General features: G+C 64.5%; 16 protein-coding genes. 12 read left to right on the top strand and 4 right to left on the bottom strand.

Features of this window, described 5'->3' with window-relative positions:
• Window positions 1-22 precede the first annotated feature (22 nt).
• From NKI70_RS01530 to NKI70_RS01475, 12 genes are all read left to right on the top strand, one after another.
• Window positions 23-703: a hypothetical protein gene (locus NKI70_RS01530; protein WP_352569366.1), complete on the top strand. Its 681-nt coding sequence runs from the start codon at window positions 23-25 to the stop codon at window positions 701-703.
• The gene (locus NKI70_RS01525) at window positions 700-1,032 is read left to right on the top strand and encodes a hypothetical protein (protein ID WP_352575622.1); all 333 of its coding nucleotides are present in this window, start codon (window positions 700-702) and stop codon (window positions 1,030-1,032) included. Before NKI70_RS01530 ends, NKI70_RS01525 begins: the two co-directional genes overlap by 4 nt.
• A gap of 84 nt (window positions 1,033-1,116) precedes the next feature.
• Window positions 1,117-2,010: a class II glutamine amidotransferase gene (locus NKI70_RS01520; RefSeq protein WP_023673986.1), complete on the top strand. Its 894-nt coding sequence runs from the start codon at window positions 1,117-1,119 to the stop codon at window positions 2,008-2,010.
• Window positions 2,011-2,104: 94 nt separating this feature from the next.
• A complete protein-coding gene (locus NKI70_RS01515) occupies window positions 2,105-2,767 on the top strand; it encodes a GltB/FmdC/FwdC-like GXGXG domain-containing protein (protein WP_245274607.1) in 663 nt (220 codons plus the stop codon).
• Between the two features lie 6 nt (window positions 2,768-2,773).
• Complete coding sequence (locus NKI70_RS01510; RefSeq protein WP_352455205.1) at window positions 2,774-4,102, top strand: FMN-binding glutamate synthase family protein; 1,329 nt, start codon at window positions 2,774-2,776, stop codon at window positions 4,100-4,102.
• A 33-nt stretch (window positions 4,103-4,135) separates the two neighbouring features.
• Window positions 4,136-5,443 (top strand): type III glutamate--ammonia ligase, encoded by a 1,308-nt coding sequence (gene glnT / locus NKI70_RS01505; protein ID WP_023673983.1) that lies wholly within the window; start codon window positions 4,136-4,138, stop codon window positions 5,441-5,443.
• Window positions 5,444-5,478: 35 nt separating this feature from the next.
• Window positions 5,479-6,732 (top strand): sarcosine oxidase subunit beta family protein, encoded by a 1,254-nt coding sequence (locus tag NKI70_RS01500; RefSeq protein WP_352724030.1) that lies wholly within the window; start codon window positions 5,479-5,481, stop codon window positions 6,730-6,732.
• 17 nt (window positions 6,733-6,749) lie between these two features.
• Window positions 6,750-7,025 carry a sarcosine oxidase subunit delta gene (locus NKI70_RS01495; protein WP_023673981.1) on the top strand — a complete coding sequence of 92 codons (276 nt, stop codon included), beginning with the start codon at window positions 6,750-6,752 and terminating at the stop codon, window positions 7,023-7,025.
• The gene (locus NKI70_RS01490) at window positions 7,025-10,009 is read left to right on the top strand and encodes a sarcosine oxidase subunit alpha (protein ID WP_352645630.1); all 2,985 of its coding nucleotides are present in this window, start codon (window positions 7,025-7,027) and stop codon (window positions 10,007-10,009) included. The genes NKI70_RS01495 and NKI70_RS01490 overlap by 1 nt, the downstream gene beginning before the upstream one ends.
• The gene (locus NKI70_RS01485; RefSeq protein ID WP_023675990.1) at window positions 10,002-10,631 is read left to right on the top strand and encodes a sarcosine oxidase subunit gamma; all 630 of its coding nucleotides are present in this window, start codon (window positions 10,002-10,004) and stop codon (window positions 10,629-10,631) included. Before NKI70_RS01490 ends, NKI70_RS01485 begins: the two co-directional genes overlap by 8 nt.
• Window positions 10,632-10,896: 265 nt before the next feature.
• On the top strand, window positions 10,897-13,263 hold the full coding sequence (locus NKI70_RS01480) for a trimethylamine N-oxide demethylase (protein WP_352724028.1): 2,367 nt from the start codon (window positions 10,897-10,899) through the stop codon (window positions 13,261-13,263).
• A 396-nt stretch (window positions 13,264-13,659) separates the two neighbouring features.
• The gene (locus NKI70_RS01475) at window positions 13,660-15,369 is read left to right on the top strand and encodes a trimethylamine N-oxide permease (RefSeq protein WP_023675992.1); all 1,710 of its coding nucleotides are present in this window, start codon (window positions 13,660-13,662) and stop codon (window positions 15,367-15,369) included.
• Window positions 15,370-15,516: 147 nt separating this feature from the next.
• Here NKI70_RS01475 and msuE read toward each other — a convergent pair whose 3' ends face one another.
• The 4 genes from msuE to NKI70_RS01455 all read right to left on the bottom strand — a co-directional run bounded on the left by msuE (window position 15,517) and on the right by NKI70_RS01455 (window position 22,386).
• Window positions 15,517-16,077 carry an FMN reductase gene (msuE, locus tag NKI70_RS01470; RefSeq protein ID WP_023675993.1) on the bottom strand — a complete coding sequence of 187 codons (561 nt, stop codon included), beginning with the start codon at window positions 16,075-16,077 and terminating at the stop codon, window positions 15,517-15,519.
• A gap of 115 nt (window positions 16,078-16,192) precedes the next feature.
• The gene (locus NKI70_RS01465) at window positions 16,193-17,548 is read right to left on the bottom strand and encodes an LLM class flavin-dependent oxidoreductase (RefSeq protein WP_352724026.1); all 1,356 of its coding nucleotides are present in this window, start codon (window positions 17,546-17,548) and stop codon (window positions 16,193-16,195) included.
• A gap of 133 nt (window positions 17,549-17,681) precedes the next feature.
• Window positions 17,682-19,175, bottom strand: coding sequence for an aldehyde dehydrogenase family protein (locus NKI70_RS01460; protein WP_352697885.1), 1,494 nt, complete (start codon window positions 19,173-19,175; stop codon window positions 17,682-17,684).
• 70 nt (window positions 19,176-19,245) lie between these two features.
• Window positions 19,246-22,386, bottom strand: coding sequence for an efflux RND transporter permease subunit (locus tag NKI70_RS01455; RefSeq protein WP_352697887.1), 3,141 nt, complete (start codon window positions 22,384-22,386; stop codon window positions 19,246-19,248).
• Between the last annotated feature and the right edge of the window lie 110 nt (window positions 22,387-22,496).

The raw sequence follows: 22,496 nt of genomic DNA, 5'->3' as shown, positions 1-22,496 counted from the left end.
TTTGCGTGACGAGGTGCGTTAGGTGATCTCAGCATTGCTCGCCGGGGCGGTTGCCCTGGCTCTCGTCCTCCATATAGCCTGGCTTGCGCGGGCCAGCCGCGCCAAGGCTTCGACCGGTCTTGCCGCCGACGAAGCCGGCGTCCGCGCCGTCATCCCCGACGTGGCCAACATCTCGGACGGCACTGCCGGCGTCGTTACCTTCGCCGGCTCGTGGAACGGCCGGCGGGTGCAGGTGCGGACCATCGTCGACACGCTGGCGATCAGGAAGCTGCCGGCGCGCTGGCTGAGCGTTTCGATCACCGAAAAGGTCGCGATACCAGGCACTTTCGATATGATGATGCGGCCGGGATCGCCGACGACTTTTTCCAATTTCGATCATCTCGTCCATCCGCTGCCGAAGGCGGCGGGGTTTCCGGCCGAGGCGGTGCTGCGGAGCGACCGCAAGGGCGTGCGCTTCCCCGAAGCCATCATCGCCGGCCACCTCGATATCTTTGCCGAGGAGCGCACCAAGGAATTGCTGATCACGCCGAACGGCGTGCGCATCGTCTGGCTTCTGGCCGAGGCCGAGCGCGCGCGTTACGGCGTATTCCGGCAAGCCGAATTCGGCACGGTCAGGCTCGATCCGGTGCTGATCGAGAGGCTGCTGTCGTCGGCTTCGGCGCTGCGCGATGCCATCAATCAAAGCGAACGGCAAGCGGCATGACCAGCCAGATCACCACCTCCCCCGCACCACCGAGCCCCTATCTGGTTCTGGGCGCTGCGATCGTCTTGCCGGCGAGCGGGCATGTCGTGCTCGGCGTGCCGGTGCGCGGCCTGCAATTTCTGTTCTTCATGGTGATCCTCGCCTGGGTCACCGCCAAGATCGCGCCGCCCGATGCCAGCTTCGTCGGCCGCCATGCCGGCGGCTTCCTGATCTATGCCCTATCGATCCTGGATGCCTACAAGATCGCCCGCATCCGCTATGCCAAATGGGCTCACAATGGCGGCCAGCGCGGCGATAGTGCGGCCGGCGGCGCCTCAGCCGAAATATAACGACAGGAAAATTTTTTTCATACCAATTGAATTCTCGGGACTCATTCGATACATCTCGGAGGGAACGAACTCGCGGAGGCTGACATGTGCGGAATCGTCGGACTGTTTTTGAAGGACAAGTCGCTCGAGCCCCAGCTTGGCGCGATGCTGTCGGAGATGCTGATCTCGCTCAGCGATCGCGGTCCCGACAGCGCCGGCATCGCCATCTATGGCGCGCCCTCCAGTGAAGCCAAGATCACCATCCAGTCGGCCAAGCCGGAGCGCGATTTCCGCGGCCTCGACGCCGAACTCGCCAAGGCAATCGGCGCGCCGGTGAGCATTGCTGCGAAGTCGACGCATGCGGTGGTCCGGACGACGCCTGCCAAGATCGACGAAGCGCGCGAGGCGATCCAGACGCTGCGCCCCGACATCCGCATCATGGGCGCCGGCGACGTCGTCGAAATCTACAAGGAAGTCGGCTTGCCCGAAGCGGTCGTCGACCGTTTCGGCGTCCGCGAGATGACCGGCACCCACGGCATCGGCCATACCCGCATGGCGACCGAATCGGCGGTGACGACGATGGGCGCGCATCCGTTCTCGACCGGCGCCGACCAGTGCCTGGTGCATAATGGCTCGCTGTCCAACCACAACAATGTCCGCCGCGAGCTGATCCGCGAAGGCATGACATTCGAGACCGAGAACGACACCGAGGTCGCTGCCGCCTATCTCTCCTCGCAGATGGCGCATGGCAAGAATCTGGGCGAGGCGCTGGAAGGCACGCTGAGCGATCTCGACGGCTTTTTCACCTTCGTCGTCGGCACCAAGAACGGCTTCGGCGTGGTGCGCGATCCGATCGCCTGCAAACCCGCCGTAATGGCCGAAACCGACCAGTATGTCGCCTTCGGCTCGGAATATCGTGCGCTCACCAAACTGCCCGGCATAGACAATGCGAAGGTCTGGGAACCCGAGCCCGCAACCGTCTATTTCTGGGAGCATTGAACCAATGCCGGCAAGCAATGCCTTCAATACGGGCAACCTCTCCAAGGCCGCGCGCGAGCCGGGCCAGGCATCGCGGGTCTTCGACCTGGCCGAAATGTCGCTGCGCGAGCTCAACCAGGCGCTGCACGATCTGGCGCCCGGTTCGAACGAGACCGCCTGGGAGGTGCTCCACCCGCGAGGCAGCCATTCGGTCGCCGTCGGCGTCGACCAGCCGGTCGCCATCGATGTGCGCGGCAGCGTCGGCTATTATTGCGGCGGCATGAACGACGGCGGCACCATCACCGTGCATGGCTCGGCCGGGCCCGGCGTCGGCGAGAACATGATGTCCGGCCAGATCGTCGTCAAAGGCGATGCCAGCCAGTATGCCGGCGCCACCGGCCGGGGCGGGTTGCTCGTCATCGAAGGCAACGCATCGTCGCGCTGCGGCATCTCGATGAAAGGCATCGACATCGTCGTCCATGGCAATATCGGCCACATGTCGGCCTTCATGGCGCAGTCCGGCAACCTCGTGGTGCTGGGCGACGCCGGCGATGCGCTCGGCGATTCCATCTACGAGGCGCGGCTTTTCGTGCGCGGCAAGGTCGAAAGCCTCGGCGCCGACTGCATCGCCAAGGAGATGCGGCCCGAGCATCTCGAATTGCTGCAAGGCTTGCTCGACCGCGCCGGTGTGACCGGCGTCAAGGCGGCGGAGTTCAAGCGTTATGGCTCGGCTCGTACCCTCTACAATTTCAATATCGACAACGCCGACGCGTATTGAGGCTCAATGACCTATCGCAACCCGCCGACGACGCCGCGCAAATCCGCGACCTTCGACGACTACACGCTTTCCGAGATCCGCCGCGCCGCGGCGACCGGCATCTATGACATCCGCGGCGCCGGCGCCAAGCGCAAGCTGCCGCATTTCGACGACCTTCTGTTCCTCGGTGCTTCGATCTCGCGCTATCCGCTCGAAGGCTATCGCGAGCGCTGCGACACCAGCGTCGTGCTCGGCTCGCGCTATGCGAAAAAACCGATCGAATTGAAAATCCCGATCACCGTTGCCGGCATGAGCTTCGGCTCGCTGTCCGGGCCGGCCAAGGAAGCGCTTGGCCGCGGCGCGACGCTGTCGGGTACCTCGACGACGACCGGCGACGGCGGCATGACCGAGGAAGAGCGCGGCCATTCGAAGACGCTGGTCTACCAGTATCTGCCGTCGCGCTACGGCATGAACCCGCGCGATCTGCGCCGTGCCGACGCGATCGAGGTGGTCGTCGGCCAGGGCGCCAAGCCAGGCGGCGGCGGCATGCTGCTCGGCCAGAAGATCTCCGACCGCGTCGCCGAAATGCGCACGCTGCCGAAAGGCATCGACCAGCGCTCGGCCTCGCGCCACCCCGACTGGACCGGGCCGGACGACCTCGAGATCAAGATCCTCGAACTGCGCGAAATCACCGACTGGGAAAAGCCGATCTACGTCAAGGTCGGCGGCGCGCGGCCCTATTACGATACCGCGCTTGCGGTGAAATCGGGCGCCGATGTCGTCGTCGTCGACGGCATGCAGGGCGGCACTGCGGCGACCCAGGAAGTGTTCATTGAAAATGTCGGCCAGCCGACGCTTGCCTGTATCAGGCCGGCGGTGCAGGCGCTGCAGGATCTCGGCATGCACCGCAAGGTGCAGCTGATCGTCTCCGGCGGCATACGCAACGGCGCCGACGTCGCCAAGGCGCTGGCGCTGGGCGTCGACGCGGTGTCGATCGGCACGGCAGCGCTTGTCGCGCTCGGCGACAACGACCCGCGCTGGGAGGCGGAATACAACGAGCTCGGCACCACCGCCGGCGCCTATGACGACTGGCATGAGGGTCGCGACCCGGCCGGCATCACCACGCAGGATCCCGAGCTAATGAAACGGGTCGATCCGATTGCGGCCGGCCGACGGCTGGCGAATTATCTTAAGGTGATGACACTTGAGGCTCAGACAATCGCACGCGCCTGCGGCAAGAACAGCCTGCACAATCTCGAGCCCGAGGATCTTGTCGCCTTGACGATCGAAGCCGCCGCCATGGCCGGCGTGCCGCTGGCCGGCACCAACTGGATACCGGGCAAGAACGGCTTCTAAAACAAACCAAATGCCAGTAAGCGAGGAACTATAATGGGGAACGATCTCGCCGCCTTCGCCAAGGAGAAGGGCGTCAAATATTTCATGATATCCTACACCGACCTGTTCGGTGGGCAACGCGCCAAGCTGGTGCCGGCGCAGGCGATCGCCGACATGCAGCGGGACGGTGCCGGCTTTGCCGGCTTTGCCACCTGGCTCGACCTGACGCCGGCGCATCCCGACATGCTGGCGGTGCCGGATCCGGCCTCGGTGATCCAGTTGCCTTGGAAGCCGGAGGTCGCCTGGGTCGCCGCCAACTGCATCATGGACGACAAATCGGTCGAGCAGGCGCCGCGCAACACGCTGAAGCGGTTGATCGCGGAGGCCGCTGGCGACGGCATGCACATCAAGACCGGCGTCGAGGCCGAATTCTTCCTGATCTCGCCGGATGGCAAGACGATTTCCGACGAATATGACACGGCGTCGAAGCCCTGCTACGACCAGCAGGCGGTGATGCGCCGCTACGATGTGATCGCCGAGATCTGCGACCACATGCTGGCGCTCGGCTGGGGCGCCTACCAGAACGACCACGAGGACGCCAACGGCCAGTTCGAGATGAACTGGGCCTTCGACGATGCGCTGGCGACCGCCGACAAGCATTCCTTCTTCAAATTCATGGTGAAATCGGTCGCCGAAAAGCACGGCCTGCGCGCAACCTTCATGCCTAAACCCTTCCAGGGCCTGACCGGCAATGGCTGCCATGCGCACATCTCGGTGTGGGACAAAGATGGCAAGACCAATGTCTTTGCCGATAATGCGATGGAGCTCGGCCTGTCGGCCAAGGGCAGGAATTTCCTCGGCGGCATCATGAAACATGCGTCCGCGCTTGCCGCCATCACCAACCCGACGGTCAATTCCTACAAGCGCATCAACGCACCTCGCACCATCTCCGGCGCCACCTGGGCGCCGAACACGGTGACCTGGACCGGCAACAACCGCACCCACATGGTGCGCGTGCCCGGCCCCGGCCGCTTCGAGCTGCGCCTGCCGGACGGCGCGGCAAACCCCTATCTGCTGCAGGCCGTCATCATCGCCGCCGGCCTTGACGGCGTCCGCTCGAAGGCCGACCCCGGCAGGCGATACGACATCGACATGTACCAGTTCGGCCATACGGTCGAGGGCGCGCCGAAGCTGCCGCTCAACCTGCTCGACGCATTGCGCGAGTTCGACAACGACAAATCGCTCAAGGCGGCGCTGGGTGAGGAATTCTCGTCGGCCTATCTAAAGCTCAAGCAGCAGGAATGGAATTCCTATGCTTCCCACTTCACCCAGTGGGAGCGCGACCACACGCTCGACATCTGATCCGGAATTGTTGCACGCCGGCGCGAAACAGGTTCATGAAATACTCGATCTTCTCCCTCGCCCGGGCGGCATTTTCCGGCCACAAGAACTGGCAGCGCACCTGGCGCGACGCCAGCCCGAAGAGCCACTACGACGTGGTGATCATCGGCGGCGGCGGCCATGGCCTGGCGACGGCATGGTTCCTCGCCAGCGAATACGGCATCAGGAATGTCGCGGTGCTGGAAAAAGGCTGGATCGGCTCCGGCAATGCCGGCCGCAACACCACCATCATCCGCTCCAATTACGGGCTGCCCGGCAATACCGGTTTCTACGAGCTTTCGATGAAGCTGTGGGAGCGGATGGAGCAGGACCTCAACTACAACACCATGGTCAGCCAGCGCGGCGTCATCAACCTCTACCATTCCGACGCGCAGCGCGACGCCTATGCGCGGCGCGGCAACACCATGCGCATCAACGGCATCGATGCCGAACTGCTCGATCTGGCGGCGGTCAGGAAGATGATGCCGTTCCTGAACTTCGACGATGCGCGCTTTCCAGTGCAAGGCGGGCTTTTGCAGCGGCGCGGCGGCACGGCGCGCCACGACGCCGTGGTCTGGGGCTATGCGCATGCGGCGAGCGCGCTCGGCGTCGACATCATCCAGAACTGCGAGGTGACCGGCTTTGTCCGCGATGCCGACGGCAAGGTGACCGGTGTCGAGACGAGCCGCGGCAGGATCGGCGCAGGCAAGGTCGGCATGGCCGTCGCCGGCTCCTCGTCGCGCGTCGCGGCGATGGCCGGCATGCGGCTGCCGATCGAAAGCCATGTGCTGCAGGCCTTCGTCTCCGAGGCGATCAAGCCGCTGATCCCCAATGTCATGACGTTCGGCGCCGGCCATTTCTACGTCAGCCAGTCCGACAAGGGCGGCCTGGTCTTCGGCGGCGATATAGACGGCTACAATTCCTACGCCCAGCGCGGCAATCTGCCTGTCATGGAAGACGTCTGCGAAGGCGGCATGGCGCTGATGCCGATGATCGGCCGGATACGGCTTCTGCGTCAGTGGGGCGGCATCATGGACATGTCGATGGACGGCTCGCCGATCATCGACAAAACACCGGTCGACGGGCTCTATCTCAACGCCGGCTGGTGCTATGGCGGCTTCAAGGCGACGCCCGGCTCCGGCCTGGTCTTTGCTCATCTGCTGGCGCGCGACGAGCCGCACAAGGAGGCTGCCCGCTTTCGTCTCGACCGCTTCCGGCGAGGTGCGATGATCGACGAAAAGGGCCAGGGCGCCCAACCGAACCTGCATTGAAGGCTGGCTGAAGAAGCATGCGCATTGTCTGTCCCTTCTGCGGCGAACGCGAACTCGGCGAGTTCACCTATCTGGGCGACGCCAAGCCGGTGCGTCCGGCGGCCGGCGCCACCGAAGACGAGGTCTTCGACTACGTCTATCTGCGCGACAACATCGCCGGGCCGATGAGCGAATACTGGTACCATGGCGGCGGCTGCCGGGCCTGGCTGAAGGTCGCCCGCAACACGCTGAGGCATGAGATTTCCTCCGTCGAGCCGGCGGCCGGCGTTGGTGCCGCCAAGGTTGGCGCCTGATGGTTGGCTCCGCGCAGATACATCGGCTGGAGAGCGGCGGTCTCATCGATCGCGCCGCGCCGCTGGCCTTCCGCTTCGACGGCAAGAGCTTTGCCGGCTTCCAAGGCGACACGCTGGCCTCGGCGCTGATCGCCAATGGCGTCAAGCTGGTCGGCCGCTCTTTCAAATACCATCGACCGCGCGGCATCCTGACCGCTGGTTCGGAGGAGCCCAACGCGCTGGTCGAACTGCGCAGCGGAGCGCGGCGCGAGCCGAACACCAAGGCGACCACGGCCGAACTCTATGACGGGCTCGAAGCCGCCAGCCAGAACCGCTGGCCGTCGCTGCGCCACGATCTGATGGCGGTCAATCAGCTGTTCGCGCCGATCTTCGTCGCCGGCTTCTACTACAAGACCTTCATGTGGCCGGCGAAATTCTGGGAAACGATCTACGAGCCAACGATTCGCCGCGCCGCCGGCCTCGGCCGCGCTGCAGGCGTCGCCGATCCCGACCATTACGACAAGGCGTGGGCGCATTGCGACGTGCTGATTGCCGGGTCCGGCCCGGCCGGGCTGGCTGCGGCACTGGCGGCCGGGCGCGGCGGCGCCCGCGTCATCCTGTGCGAGGAAGATTTTGCGCTTGGCGGCCGTCTGCTCGCCGACGGCGGCATGATCGACGGCGCGCCGGCGGCCGAATGGATTACGCGCACGCTGGCCGAACTTGCCGCACTGCCCGATGTCCGCATCATGACCCGCACGACATTGTTCGGCGTCTATGATGGCGGCACCTATGGCGCCATCGAGCGGGTCAACGACCACCTGCCCTCGCCGCCCGAGCACCAGGTGCGCCAGCGGCTGTGGCGGATCGTGGCCAAGCGCTGCGTCGTCGCCGCCGGCGCCATCGAGCGGCCGATCGTCTTTGCCGGTAACGACACGCCGGGCGTGATGATGGCTTCGGCTATGCGGACCTATGTCGCGCGCTACGCGGTTACCCCTGCCAAGAGGATCGCGCTGTTCACCAACAATGAGGATGGCTGGCGCACGGTCGAGCCCGCGCTTGGCGCCGGTTTGCAGATCGCGGCGGTCGTCGATGCGCGCCCGGACGTCTCCGCCGCGCATCGCGCGCTTGCCGCCAAAGGCGGCTTTGCCGTGCTCAACGGCTCGGTCAGCGGCGTCGAAGGCGGCAAGGACGGGGTCCGGAAAATCGTGGTGGCGCTGACCGGCGGCGCACGGGCGGAAGTCGAAGCCGACGGGCTTGCCGTGTCCGGCGGCTGGAATCCGGCGGTCGGGCTGACCTCCTATCATCGCGGCCGGCCGAAATGGCAGGACGATATCGCAGCCTTCGTGCCGGATGGTGCGCCGCCCGGCATGGTGGCCGCCGGCGCCGCCAACGGCGCCTTCGGGCTGGGCGACTGCCTGCGCCAGGGCTTTGCCGCGGGTGCTGCGGCAGCGCAGAGTGCTGGACGCAGCGGCAATGCCGGCACATCGCCGGTCGCCGACAGCGAGGCGTTTTCGCTGACGCCGCTTTGGTATGTGGCCGGCAAAGGGAAAGCCTTCGTCGATTACCAGCATGACGTGACCGCGTCCGACATCGAACTGGCGCAGCGCGAAGGTTTCGAATCGGTCGAGCATCTCAAGCGCTATACGACGCTCGGCATGGCCACCGACCAGGGCAAGACCTCGAACGTCGCCGGTCTCGCCATCATGGCGGCAATCAGCGGCAAATCGATCCCCGAAACCGGCACGACGATCTACCGCCCGCCCTATGTGCCGGTCGCCATCGGCGCCTTCGCCGGCCATCACCGTGACGAGAATTTCCATGCGACGCGGCTGACGCCATCGCATCACTGGGCGGCCGAACAGGGCGCGATCTTCGTCGACACCGGCCTGTGGAAGCGCGCGCAATGGTATCCGCGCGCCGGCGAAAAGGACTGGCTGGAATCGGTCACCCGCGAGGTCAAGGCGGTGCGCTCCGGAGTCGGCTTCTGCGATGTCTCGACGCTCGGCAAGATCGACGTGCACGGCCCGGATGCCGGCGCCTTTCTCGACCGCGTCTACATCAACACCTTCTCCAGTCTCGCCGTCGGCAAAGCCCGCTACGGGCTGATGCTGCGCGAGGACGGCATCGTCTATGACGACGGCACGACGTCACGGCTGGCCGAGGACCACTATTTCCTGACCACCACCACCGCCAAGGCCGGGCTGGTGATGCAGCATCTCGAATTCTGCCGGCAGGTGCTGTTCCCCGAATTCGACGTTCAGCTGACATCCGTCTCGGACCAGTGGGCGCAATTCTCGATCGCCGGGCCGAAGACCCGTGACCTGCTCCGGGAAATCGTCGCTCCGTCCGAGGATTTGTCGAACGAAGGTTTTCCGTTCATGGGGGCGCGGGAAGTCGCGCTTCGCGGTGGCATCAAGGCGCGGCTGTTCCGCATCTCGTTTTCGGGCGAAATGGCGTTCGAGATTTCGGTTCCCGCCCGCTATGGCGAGGCGCTGGTGCGCAATTTGATGCTGGCCGGCAAGCCGTTCGGCGTTACGCCCTACGGTACCGAGGCGCTCGGCGTCATGCGCATCGAAAAGGGCCATGTCGCCGGCCCGGAGCTGAACGGCACGACGACCGCCGCCGACCTCGGGTTGGGCAAGATGATGTCCAGCAAGAAAGATTTCATCGGCCGCGTCATGGCCGGGCGCGAGGCGCTGATTGCGCCGGACCGCCAGGTCGTGGTCGGCATCAAGCCGGTCGACAAGACGCGCCGCCTGCGTTCCGGCGCGCATATCATCCCGAAGGGCGAGACGCCCGGTCCCGATAACGACCAGGGCTACGTCACCTCGGTCTGCTTCTCGCCGACGCTCGACCAGTGGATTGGGTTGGCACTGGTTGAGCGCGGGCGCGAGCGCATCGGCGAAATCGTCCATGCGCATGACCCGCTGCGCGGCGAAGACTACGACGTCGAGCTGTGCAGTCCCGTCTTCTACGATCCGGATGGAGGGCGCCAGCGTGGCTGAGTTTTCCTGGATTGCCCGCAGTCCGCTGGAGAAAGCGCTTGTTGTCGGCGCCTATGGCGCGCGCGGCACGGCGGCCGGCGTATCGCTCACCGAGATCCGCAATTTCGACCTGATCCAGGTGATGGCGCGGCGCGGCAAAGCGGCAGAACTGGGGAAGGCCGCCGAAACCCGCTTCGGCGTTGCCGCCCCGGAAACGCCCAAGGCGACCCAAACTCCCGACGCTACGCTGATCTGGTCGGGACCGGATCAGTTCCTGGTCCTGTCCAATGGCGGCAAGCACCCGAGCGAACCGCTGAGCCAGGCGTTTGCGCAATCCGCCTCGTTGTCCGACCAGTCGCATGCCCGCGCGCTGATCAGCGTTTCCGGAGAAAAGGCGCGCGCGATGCTGGCCAAACTGTCGTCGCTAGACCTGCACCCCGCGGCGTTCCCGGCCGGCACCGCTGCGGCGACCTCGGTCGATCACACCAGCATCAATCTCTGGCGTGGCAATGACCGGCCGGACGGACAGGCGGTGTTCAATCTTCTGGTGTTCGCCACCTTCGCGGAAAGCCTGTGGCATACGATGCTGGACGCTGCCGCCGAGTATGGCGTCGAGATCAGCCACAACGAGGAGTTGGCATAGCCTTGGCGCGTCTTCCCTTCTCCCCTTGTGGGAGAAGGTGGATCGGCGCGCAACGCCGAGACGGATGAGGGGTGTTCCAGCGGAGTGAGAGGCTGGCGTTCCCTGGGACACCCCTCATCCGTCGCCTTCGGCGACACCTTCTCCCACAAGGGGAGAAGGGGGAGCTTGTGCCACCTTCACCTTGCCAAACCCGATCCCCCTGCTATTCTTCTCGCTAAAATAATTTTACACACAGGCAAACTTGTTTCTCGAAACCAAGGTTGAGATGAGCCAGTCGCCCTACCCCGTCGTCGCCGGACCGCCCCGGCCGAGCCTGATCCTGCGGCCAGGCCAGATTACGCTGCCGGCCGGGATGGAGCGCTACTCGGTTCAGGGCAATGGCGCGATGCTGATCGAGGTCGAGGCCGGCGACATTGTCACCGTGCGCGATGTCGAGGGCGGGCAGGCCTGCGAGCTGCTGGCATGGGACAGCAGCGACGCGACCGATCCCGGCATTCTCGGCGAGAAATCGAACAGCAATGCCGCCGGCATCAAGGCGCTGCTGGCCGAAGGCGACGACAGCCTCGCATCCTTGCGCCGGGGGCTCGAGCGGCGCCAGGTGCAGCTCGACCAGGCGAAGGCGGTTCGCGTTTTCGGCGGCGCCACCCCTGCCGGTACCGAACAGGCTTTTACCGTCGCCCGCGATGGGTCGATGCTGATTGCCGCGCCCGGCGGGCCGATGCTGGTCGACGGCCACGATACGGCGACGCCGCTTAGCGTCATCGTCCGCCGCGCCACCATCCGCCCTGCGGCGAAATCCAGGCTTGCCGACCCGCTGGCCGATCCCGTGCTCGACCTGCGCGTCCATTCGGCGACGGCGGAGGCCTACTTCGTCAAGGCGGGCGACTATCTGCAGATCATCGATGTCGACGGGCGCCAATGCACCGACTTCCAGTGCTTTTCGGCGCGCAAGCTGGACAAGGGCCGCGATCATCCGCTCGACGTGACGACGACGCGCACGCTGATGGGTTCGAGCTATCCGATGCCCGGTCTGCACTCGAAATACTACGACCAGGACATGGAGCCGCTGGTCGAGGTTGTGCAGGACACTTGCGGCCGCCACGATGCATTCGCGCTCGCCTGCGCGGCCAAATATTACGACGACATCGGTTATCCCGGCCATCCCAACTGCTCGGAGAATTTCAACCACGCGCTGGCCGACAAGGGTGTCACGCCTCGCGCCGGCTGGATGGCGATCAACTTCTTCTTCAACACGGCCATCGACGCGCATGGCGTCGTGGTATCGGACGAGCCGTGGTCGCGGCCGGGCGACTATGTGCTACTCAGGGCGCTCACGGACATCGTCTGCGTCTCGTCCGCCTGCCCCGACGATACGACGCCGGCCAATGGCTGGAACCTGACCGACATCCATGTGCGAACCTATCCCGGCCAGCACAAATTCTCGCGAGCGATCGCCAGACGCATGACGCCCGATTCGGAACCGAAAATGACCCGCGAGACCGCCTTTCATTCGAGCTTTGCCAAGCACACCCGCAACTTCGTCGAGTACAAGGGCTATTGGCTGGCCAATTCCTTCGCCAGGCAAGGCCCGATCGATGAATACTGGGCCTGCCGGCAGGACGCCGTGATCATGGACCTGTCGCCGCTGCGCAAGTTCGAGGTCACCGGGCCGGACTCCGAGGCGCTGCTGCAATACACGCTGACCCGCGACATCAAGAAGCTCGGCGTCGGCCAGGTCGTCTATTCCGCCATGTGCTACGAGCATGGCGGCATGATCGACGACGGCACGCTGCTCAAGCTCGGCAAGGATAATTTCCGCTGGGTCGGCGGCGACGATCTATCCGGCGAATGGCTGCGCGAGACGGCGACAAAGCTCGGCCTCAACGTGCTGGTGCGCTCGTCGACCGACCAGATGCACAATGTTGCCGTGCAGGGGCCGAAAAGCCGCGACGTCCTGCGGCAGATCATCTGGACCTCGCCGCTGCAGCCGTCGATCGACGAACTCGAATGGTTCCGTTTCGCCGTTGCCCGCATCGGCGGCGGCAACGGCATTCCGGTCGTTGTCTCGCGCACCGGTTACACCGGCGAGCTCGGCTACGAGATCTGGTGCCATCCGCGCGACGCCGAAAAGGTCTTCGACGCGATCTGGCAGGCCGGCCAGCCGCACGGCCTGAAGCCGATGGGGCTGCAGGCGCTCGATATGGTGCGCATCGAGGCCGGGCTGATCTTTGCTGCTCACGAGTTTTCCGACCAGACGGATCCGTTCGAGGCCGGCATCGGCTTCACCGTACCGCTGAAGACCAAGAGCGACGATTTCATCGGCCGCGAGGCGCTGATCCGGCGCAAGGAAAACCCGCAGAAGAAGCTGGTCGGCCTCGACATCGACGCCAATATCGCGGTCGGCCACGGCGATTGCGTGCATGTCGGCCGGGCCCAGATCGGCGTCGTCACCTCCGGCATGCGCTCGCCGGTGCTGAACAAGACCATCGCGCTGGCCAGGCTCGACGTCGCGCATTCGGCGATCGGCACCGAGGTCGAGATCGGCAAGCTCGACGGCCACAGCAAGCGGCTGCCGGCGCGCGTCGTCGCCTTCGCCCATTACGACCCGCAAAAGAACAGGCCGCGCTCCTGACCGACGCTTCCTGGTTCTTCCCTTCTCCCCTTGTGGGAGAAGGTGGATTGGCGCGCAGCGCCAAGACGGTTGAGGGGTGCTGGACGAAGTGCGGTTTTGCCAAGCTGGAACACCCCTCATCCGACCGAGCTTCGCTCGGCCACCTTCTCCCACAAGGGGAGAAGGACAGACCGCACCCTTGGGCAGCGCCAGCGAAGCTCGACTGTTTCACAAGCGCAATGTGCACAGCGTCACAAAGCGCTTGACGTGAAAGCGCGTTGGGTCAATCTTCACTGCTAAGAAAAAAATACTACTGAGCGGAAAACGCCTGGGGCCGTTCAACGTGAGCGTCGATGACGCCTCGCGAGATTGCGGCTGTTGCCGATGGGGAACATCAAAAATGGGGAATCCACGTAAATGAGCACGATAGTCACCACCTTGGTGCCGCCTGCCGAAGGGCAGCTGCACCGGAACATCGATTGGCGCGGCGCCTTCTGGGTGGCAAGCGGCGTTCCGGCCCTTGTCCTGTTTTCGATCGGCGGCATCGCCGGCACCACCGGAACACTGGCCTTCCTGATCTGGGCCGTATCCATGGTCATGGGCTTCCTGCAGTCCTTCACCTATGCGGAGATCGCCGGGCTGTTCCCGAACAAATCCGGCGGCGCCTCGGTCTACGGCGCCACCGCATGGCTGCGCTATTCGAAATTCATCGCGCCGCTTTCGGTGTGGTGCAACTGGTTCGCCTGGTCGCCGGTTCTGTCGCTCGGCTGCTCGATCGCCGCCGCCTATATCCTCAACGCACTGGCGCCGGTGCCGCTGTTCACCGACACTTCGCCGGAAGTCGCCGCCTATATTGCGGCCCATGCCGGAACCAGCGCCGCTGACGCCATCACCGCGGTCACCGCGGCGGCGACGCCGGCGATCCGTAACTGGACGCTCTACGGTCACACGCTTGGCCCGGTTTCCTTCACCTTCAACGCCACCTTCTTCATCGGCGCGGTGCTGATGCTGATCATCTTCTCGATCCAGCATCGCGGCATCCTGGGCACGGCCAACGTGCAGAAATATATCGGCCTGCTGGTGATCATCCCGATGCTCATCGTCGGCGTGGTGCCGATCGTCACCGGCCAGATCAACTGGGCAAATTTTTCGCCGCTGGTGCCGCTCGCCGCCGCCTATGCGCCGGAGGCCGGCGCGTGGAACATCGCCGGCTGGACGCTGGTGCTCGGCGGCATGTTCATCGCGGCATGGTCGACCTACGGCTTCGAGACCGCGGTCTGCTACACCTCCGAGTTCAAAAACCCGGGCACCGATACCTTCAAGGCGATCTTCTACTCCGGCCTGTTGTGCATGCTGCTGTTCATCCTGGTGCCGTTCACCTTCCAGGGCGTGCTCGGCTTGAACGGCATGCTGGCGACGCCGATCGTCGACGGCTCCGGCGTTGCCGATGCGCTGGCCGGCATGGTCGGCGGCGGACAGCTGATCCACAGCCTGCTGGTGATGCTGATGATCCTGGCGCTGGTGCTCTGCATCATGACGGCGATGGCCGGCTCCTCGCGCACGCTCTATCAAGGTTCGGTCGACGGCTGGCTGCCGCGCTATCTCAGCCATGTCAACGAGCACGGCGCCCCGACGCGGGCGATGTGGACCGACCTGATCTTCAACCTGATCGTGCTGGCCATCGCCTCGGCCGACGCAACGAGCTTCTTCTTCATCCTGGCGGTGTCGAATTGCGGCTACATCATCTTCAACTTCCTTAATCTCAATGCCGGCTGGATCCACCGCATCGACAATGGCCACATCGCGCGGCCATGGAAGGCGCCGAGCTGGGTACTCGGCCTCGGCGCCATCTTTGCCTATGTCAACGCGGTCTTCATGGGCGCCGGCGCCAAGGTGTGGAACCCGATGGCATTGTGGGCCGGGCTGATCACGGCAGCCTTGATCATCCCGGTGTTCTGCTTCCGGCACTACATCCAGGACAAGGGCAAATTCCCCGACCACATGCTGGCCGATCTCGGCATGAGCTCGTCCGACCTTGCGGTGAAAAAGGCGGGGATGCTGCCCTATCTGACGCTGGTCGCCGGCGTCGTGGTGATGCTGCTCGCCAACTGGCTGTTCGTCATCTGACGGCTTGCCTTGAGGGATCGGGCGCGCAAGGCGCGCTCGATCCCTGCATTTTGTTCTTGCTTTGTGCCGGCAGCTATGCTACTAATCTCGATATGGTGCTGATTCGCCCCGAGACCCGCCGCCGAGGCGGGTTTTTCTTTTTAGGGGCTATTCGGCAGCGGTGCCTGCGCGGGAGCGACCGCCAAGCGCTGCACCGATATCCTCGAGCACCTGTCCGACGCGCGCCTGGATCGTCTCGGACGCAAGCACGCCGTCGATGAAATCCCTGTCCGAAGCGTAGATCGCGGTCGGCAGCGTAAAGGCCTCGAAGAAGCCGAACAGCGGCCTCAGCTGGTGCTCGATGATCAGCGCATGCCGGTCGCCGCCGCCGGTCGCCAGCAGCACCACCGGCTTGCCCCTGAGCGCCGTTGGGTCGACAAGATCGAAGAAGTGCTTGAACAGGCCGGTGTAGCTGCCCTTGTAGGTGGGCGAGCCAACGACGAGCACGTCCGCCGCGACGACGCACTTGAGGATATCGCCCGCTTGCGCATCCAGTTCACGCGCCCATCTGGCGCCACCGAGGCTGGGGCCGAGGTCGACGACGTCATGCGTGCTGGCGGCCAGGCCATATCTGCCGGCTACCTCGTTCACGATACGATCGACGAAGCCGCGCGTCTTGGACGGCCGGGTGAAATTGCCTGAGAAACCGACAACGGCCGGATTGGTCATGATGCAAAGCCCTCGCGACGATTTCGGGCTGCCAGCCCGCTGCTCATGACCCTATGGACATTCGGACCGAACGAAAAGAACGGATGCTTGCCACGGTCTAAAATCATTACCGGTTCTAACCAGCTTTGCGGATCGCTGCCGTCTCAGGTTGGAAGAACCGGTTTGGCGGCCGCTTCAGGCCAAGATTTTCGCGCAGGGTCGATCCTTCGTATTCGCTCCTGAAAATGCCGCACCGCTGCAATTCGGGCACGATTTTCTCGACGAAATCATCCAATCCGGCGGGAAGATAGGGGAACATGACGTTGAACCCGTCCGAGCCTTCGGTGACTAGCCATTCCTCCATCTCGTCGGCGATGGTTTTCGAAGTGCCGACGAAGGCAAGACCGGAATAGCCGCCCAGCCGCTGCGCAAGCTGCCTGACGGTCAGGTTTTCCTTGCGCGCCAGTTCGATGACGCGCTCGCGGCCGCTCTTGCTGGCGTTGCTTTCCGGGATTTCGGGCAAGACTGAATCCGGATCGAACCGCGACGCGTCGTGGCCGAGCGCGATCGACAGCGAGGCGACGCCGCTCTCGTAGTAGACGAGGCTGTCGAGCTTGGCCCGCTTCGTCTGCGCCTCCTCGACAGTCTCGCCGACAATGACGAAGGCGCCGGGCAGGATCTTGATGTCGTCGCGCGACCGGCCAAGTTTTTGCGCACGTTCCTTGACGTCGGCAAAGAAGCGCTGCCCCGAGGCGAGATCGGCATGGGCGGCGAAGATCACCTCGGCCGTTTCCGCGGCGAGCTGCCGTCCGGCCTCCGACGCGCCGGCCTGCACGATGACCGGCCAGCCCTGCACCGGCCGCGCGATATTGAGCGGTCCCCGCACCGAAAGATATTCGCCCTTGTGGTCGAGCACATGCAGCTTCGCCGGATCGAAATAGAGCCCGCTTTCGGCGTCGCGGATGAAGGCATCGTCGGCAAAACTGTCCCACAGGCCGGTGACGACATCATAAAACTCCCGCGCCCGGCGATAGCGCTCGTTGTGCTCGACATGCTCGTCGAGGCCGAAATTCAGCGCGGCGTCGGGATTGGATGTGGTGACGATATTCCAGCCGGCGCGCCCGCCGCTGATATGGTCGAGAGAGGCGAAACGACGGGCGATGTGGTACGGCGCGTCGAACGTCGTCGAGGCGGTTGCGATCAGCCCGATACGATCGGTGACGGCGGCAAGCGCCGACAACAGCGTGAACGGCTCGAAGGACGTGACCGTGTGGCTGCGCCGCAGCGCCTCGATCGGCATGTTGAGCACGGCCAGGTGGTCGGCCATGAAGAAGGCGTCGAACTTCGCCGCTTCCAGCCTTTGCGCGAAGTGGTTGAGATGCGCGAAATTGAAGTTGGCGTCGGGATAGGCGCCCGGGTAGCGCCAGGCGCCGGTATGAAGGCTGACGGGCCGCATGAAAGCGCCAAGCCGCAATTGTCGATTTTCTGCCATGGAAAAACGCACCGATGACGACGAGCGTAACGCTCCAATTGCTCGAGCATGGGATGGCTTTGCGGCCATGGGAAGGAATTCTGTTTTGCAAAACCGGCGTCGGGGAGCATTTTTTGTGCGGGCGGCGGACCGATCAATCGATCTTGATGAACACGCCCTTGGTGTTGAGATACTCAGCGAGGTGCTCGGCGCCGCCCTCGCGGCCGTAGCCGCTCATCTTGTAGCCGCCGAAGGGCACGGCCGGATCGATGGCGTGATAGGTATTGACCCAGACCGAGCCGGCGCGGATCTTGCGCGACAGCTGGTGGGCGGTGGCGAGATTTTGGGTGAAGACCCCTGCAGCCAGGCCGTAAGGCGTGTTGTTGGCCCGCTCGACCGCCTCGTCCAGCGTATCGAACGGCAAGGCTGAAATCACCGGCCCGAATATCTCCTCACGGGCGATCTTCATGTTGTCCGAGACGCCGGCAAAGACGGTCGGCGCGACGAAATTGCCGGCGGCAAGCGCGCCTTCCACAAGCCGGGTGCCTCCGGTGACGAGTTTCGCCCCTTCCGCGGTGCCGGCCTCGAGGTAACCGGTGACCCGTTGCAGCTGCTTTTCGGAGACGAGCGGACCGATCTCGGTCGCCGGGTCGATGCCGTCGCCGACCCTGAGACCCTTGGCGTATGCCGCGAGCCGCTCGACGAACTCGTCATGGACGGCGCGTTCGACGAAAAGGCGCGAACCGGCGATGCAGATCTGGCCGGAATTGGCGAACACCGACATCGCCGCCACCGGCACCGCCTTGTCGAGATCGGCATCGGCGCAGACGATGACCGGCGACTTGCCGCCGAGCTCCAGGGAGACGCGCTTGAGGTTGCCGGCCGAGGCCCGCACGATCGACTGGCCGGTTGCCGTCGAGCCGGTGAAGACGATCTTGTCGATGCCCATATGCTCGGCGAGTGCGGCACCTGCCTCGGTGCCGGTGCCGGTGACGATGTTGACGACGCCGGCCGGCACGCCGGCCTCGTTCATGATGTCGGCGATCAAAAGTGGCGTCAGCGGCGCCTCTTCCGACGGCTTCAGCACGATGGTGCAGCCGGTCGCCAGCGCCGGCCCGATCTTCCAGATCGACGCCGCCGTTGGCGCGTTCCAGGGAATGATGGCGCCGACGACGCCGACCGGCTCCTTGCGGGTGAAAGAGACGATTTCGCCGGGCAGCGAGTTGTCGATCGTCTCGCCGTGCAGCGCCGTCGCCATGCCGGCATAGTAGCGCAGCATGCCGATGACGCGGTTGCGATTGGCGCGGGTGCGTATGATCGGCATGCCCATGTCGGTGGTGTCGGAGCGGCTGATCTCTTCCCAGTGCTTTTCGAAGAGGTCGGCGATCCTCAGCAGCAGCACCTGCCGCTCATAAGGCTTGAACCGGCTCCACGGGCCCTCGAACGCCTTGCGCGCAGCAGTCACCGCCAAGTCGATGTCCTGGCGGTCGGCGCGCGGCACCGTGGCGATGACCGCGCCGGTGGCGGGATTGCGGCTCTCCATGGTCCGGCCGGAGCGGGCATCGACCCAGCCGCCGCCGATGAACATCTGGCGATGGCGCCCGTCGATCGGCAGCCGCAGCGGTGCCTTTGTCTGAGCCATGGTCATGACCGTCCTCCTCCGGCGCCTACGCCTGGTGGGCGGATTAAACCGCCGGAGGTCACATTTGCCAACAGCTCTATTCGGCCGCCAGGGCCAGTTGCGGCCTTTCGCTTTCTTCTGCCACCTTGGCCGCCTCTTCCGTTGCCACCACCTTCTTGCGCTCCCTGCCGAAGAACAGCGCATAGGCTGCCGGCAGGACAAGGATGGTCAGCACCGTGGCGACGAGAATGCCGCCCATCATGGCGTAGGCGAGCGGCCCCCAGAAGACGCCGCGCGAGATCGGGATCAGCGCCAGCACCGCCGTCAGCGCCGTCAGCACGATCGGCCGGAACCGGCGCACCGCCGAGCCGATGATGGCCTCGGAACGCTCTACGCCGGCGGCGATGTCCTGATCGATCTGATCGACCAGGATGATCGAGTTGCGCATGATGATGCCGAGCAGGGCGATGACACCGAGGATGGCGACGAAGCCGAACGGCGCGCCGCTGATCAAAAGTGCCGCCGCCGCGCCGATGATGCCGAGCGGACCGGTCGCCAGCACCAGCATGGCCTTGCCGAAATGCTGCAGCTGGATCATCAGCAGCACGACGATGACGGCCAGCATGATCGGCGCTTTCGCCGCAATCGAGGCCTGGCTTTCGGCCGCATCCTCGGCGCCGCCCTGGATCTCGATCTTGTAGCCGGGGGCGAGGCTGGCGCGCAGGCCCTGCATGTCGCTGTACATCTTCATGGCGACATCGTTCGGCTGCACGCCGTCCGGCAGCGTGGCGCGTACGCTGATGGTCGGCAAGCGGTCGCGCCGCCATTCGACGCCTTGCTCCAGCACCGGGACCACCTTGGCGACCTGCGACAGCGGCACGGAGCCACCGAAATCGGTCGGGATGTAGACGGAGTCGACCGCCGACAGCAGGTGACGGCTTGCCTCCGGCTCACGGGCGACGATCGAAACCGTCTCCTCGCCGTCGCGGAAGTCATCGAGCGGCGCTCCCGACATGGCCGCCTGCAGCATCTGGCGGATGCGCTGCGAGGTGACGCCGAGAGCACGGGCGCGATCCTGGTCGATCACCAGCTTCATCGTCGGCACCGGCTCCAGCCAGTCGTCGTGGATGGCGCCGAGCAGCGGATTTGCCTGGAACTTCGCCTTCACCTCGTCGGCGATGCGGCGCACCTCCTGGCGATCCGGACCCATGACGCGCATCTGCACCGGCCAGCCGGTCGGCGGACCGAGGAACAGGCGGTCGACCTTGGCGCGGATCGATGGGAAATCCTCGGCCAGGATGGTGCGCAGCTTGACGATCAGCCGCTCGCGGGCCGGTTCGTCATTGGCCATCACCAGAAGCTGGGCGAAGTTCGGGTTGCGAAGCTGCTGGTCGAGCGGCAGGAAGAAGCGCGGCGCGCCTTCGCCGACATAGGTGGCGATGAAGCGCTTGTCCTTGTCGTCCATCATCCTGGCTTCGAGCGCCTTGGCCTGGGTCTCGACTTCCTTGATGCTGGTGCCTTCCGGCAGCCAGAGGTCGACAAGGATTTCCGGGCGCGACGATTGCGGGAAGAAATTCTGCGGGATGAACTGGAACGCCCACAGGCTGGTGGCAAACGTCATCAGCGTCATTACCAGCACGATGATGCGGTGGCGCACCGCCCATGCAACGGTCGAGCGAAGACGGCGGTAGAAGCGCGTGTCGAAGACATCGTGATGGTTGCCGGCGTGCTTGCGCTGCTTCAGGATCATGTGGCCGAGCCATGGCGTGAAATAGACCGCCGCGAACCAGGACACGATCAGCGCGATGCCGACGACGTAAAACAGGGTGCGCACATATTCGCCGGCGGTCGAGGCAGCGAACCCGACGGGGATGAAGCCTGCCGTCGTGATCAGCGTGCCGGTCAGCATCGGGAAAGCGGTCGAGGAGTAGGCGAAGCTCGCCGCCTCGACCTTGACCAAGCCTTCCTCTAGTTTTCGCTCCATCATTTCGACGACGATCATCGCGTCGTCGACCAAGAGCCCAAGAGCGATGATCAGCGCGCCGAGCGAAATGCGCTGCAGGTCGATGCCGAGCTCGTACATTATGGCGAACGTGGCCGCCAGGACCAGCGGAATGACGATCGCGATCACCAGGCCCGAGCGCCAGCCGATCGACAGGAACGATACGAAAAGCACGATCAGCAGCGCTTCGCCGAGCGCTTCCATGAACTCGCTCACCGCCTCCTTCACGACATGCGGCTGGTCGGAAATCTGATCGACCGAAACGCCATAGGGCAGCGCCTCTTCGAAGCGCTTGTAGGTCGCTTCGACGTCCTTGCCGACGTCGGTGACGTTGAAGCCCTTGGCCATGACGACGCCGAGCTGGACGCTGTCGTGTCCGTTGAAACGGTACTTGCGCTGGTACGGATCCTCGAGGCCCGAGGTCACGGTGGCGATGTCGCCGAGGCGCGTCACCTGGTTGCCGGCGCGCAGGCGAAGCTCGCGGATGTCGGCCGCCCTGGTGACATCGCCCTCGACCGAAATGCGCACCGAACGCTGGCCGGTGTCGACCGAACCTGCCGGATCGACATTGTTCTGGCCTCGGATCGCATTCTGCAGGTCGGTCAACGTCAGGCCACGTTCGGCAAGCGCCTTGGATGAAACGTCGATGTAGAGTTTTTCCGGCTGGTCGCCGATGATCACGGCCTTCTCGACACCGGGCGTCGTCAGCAGCATGTCACGCGCCTGGATGGCGAATTTCTTCAGCTCGGGATAGCTGTAGCCGTCGCCGCTGATCGAATGCAGGGTGATGAACGTGTCGCCGAATTCGTCATTGAAGTAGGGCCCGAGCAGCCCCTGCGGCAGCTCATTGGCGATATCGCCGACCTTCTTGCGCACCTGATAGAAAGCATCGGCGACCTGCGCCGGATTGGTGTCGCCCTTGACCTGCAAGGTGATGATGGCGCTGCCGGCGCGGGTGTAGGAGCGGACGAAATCGAGGTGCGGCGTTTCCTGCAGCTTGCGCTCGATCTTGTTGACGACCTGGTCCTCCATCTCCTTGATCGAGGAGCCTGGCCAGATCGCCTGGACGACCATGACGCGGAAGGTGAAATCGGGGTCTTCCTTTTGGCCCATGCGCATCAGGCCGAGCGCACCGGCCACGATGATCAGCCCGAACAGGAAGCGGGCAATGCTCGGATGGCCGATTGCCCAGCGCGAAAGATTGAAAGACCGCTTTTCATTGGTGTCGATGGTCATCGGCGTCAGTCCGTTTCAATTTGATCAACAGAGCACGCGCTTTCGCATGCCCAAGGAACTTCCGATGTGGGCTTCCGGGCGGCGTGGCTTTCCGAGTTGAGAGATCTACA

Origin of the sequence: Mesorhizobium sp. M0500 (assembly GCF_040321165.1) — a bacterium.
Lineage (GTDB): Bacteria > Pseudomonadota > Alphaproteobacteria > Rhizobiales > Rhizobiaceae > Mesorhizobium.
The sequence above is the reverse complement of the archived record's forward strand: the minus strand, read 5'-3'. Positions and strand labels throughout refer to the sequence as shown.

What these genes read in the sequence shown, in the direction of transcription:
- NKI70_RS01460 (WP_352697885.1), bottom strand. Translation starts at nt 19,175, where the DNA reads ATGACCATGGCTCAGACAAAGGCACCGCTGCGGCTGCCGATCGACGGG.
- NKI70_RS01455 (WP_352697887.1), bottom strand. Translation starts at nt 22,386, where the DNA reads ATGACCATCGACACCAATGAAAAGCGGTCTTTCAATCTTTCGCGCTGG.
- NKI70_RS01465 (WP_352724026.1), bottom strand. Translation starts at nt 17,548, where the DNA reads ATGGCAGAAAATCGACAATTGCGGCTTGGCGCTTTCATGCGGCCCGTC.
- NKI70_RS01515 (WP_245274607.1), top strand. Translation starts at nt 2,105, where the DNA reads ATGTCGCTGCGCGAGCTCAACCAGGCGCTGCACGATCTGGCGCCCGGT.
- NKI70_RS01500 (WP_352724030.1), top strand. Translation starts at nt 5,479, where the DNA reads ATGAAATACTCGATCTTCTCCCTCGCCCGGGCGGCATTTTCCGGCCAC.
- glnT (WP_023673983.1), top strand. Translation starts at nt 4,136, where the DNA reads ATGGGGAACGATCTCGCCGCCTTCGCCAAGGAGAAGGGCGTCAAATAT.
- NKI70_RS01520 (WP_023673986.1), top strand. Translation starts at nt 1,117, where the DNA reads ATGTGCGGAATCGTCGGACTGTTTTTGAAGGACAAGTCGCTCGAGCCC.
- NKI70_RS01525 (WP_352575622.1), top strand. Translation starts at nt 700, where the DNA reads ATGACCAGCCAGATCACCACCTCCCCCGCACCACCGAGCCCCTATCTG.
- NKI70_RS01495 (WP_023673981.1), top strand. Translation starts at nt 6,750, where the DNA reads ATGCGCATTGTCTGTCCCTTCTGCGGCGAACGCGAACTCGGCGAGTTC.
- NKI70_RS01480 (WP_352724028.1), top strand. Translation starts at nt 10,897, where the DNA reads ATGAGCCAGTCGCCCTACCCCGTCGTCGCCGGACCGCCCCGGCCGAGC.
- NKI70_RS01475 (WP_023675992.1), top strand. Translation starts at nt 13,660, where the DNA reads ATGAGCACGATAGTCACCACCTTGGTGCCGCCTGCCGAAGGGCAGCTG.
- NKI70_RS01510 (WP_352455205.1), top strand. Translation starts at nt 2,774, where the DNA reads ATGACCTATCGCAACCCGCCGACGACGCCGCGCAAATCCGCGACCTTC.
- NKI70_RS01490 (WP_352645630.1), top strand. Translation starts at nt 7,025, where the DNA reads ATGGTTGGCTCCGCGCAGATACATCGGCTGGAGAGCGGCGGTCTCATC.
- msuE (WP_023675993.1), bottom strand. Translation starts at nt 16,077, where the DNA reads ATGACCAATCCGGCCGTTGTCGGTTTCTCAGGCAATTTCACCCGGCCG.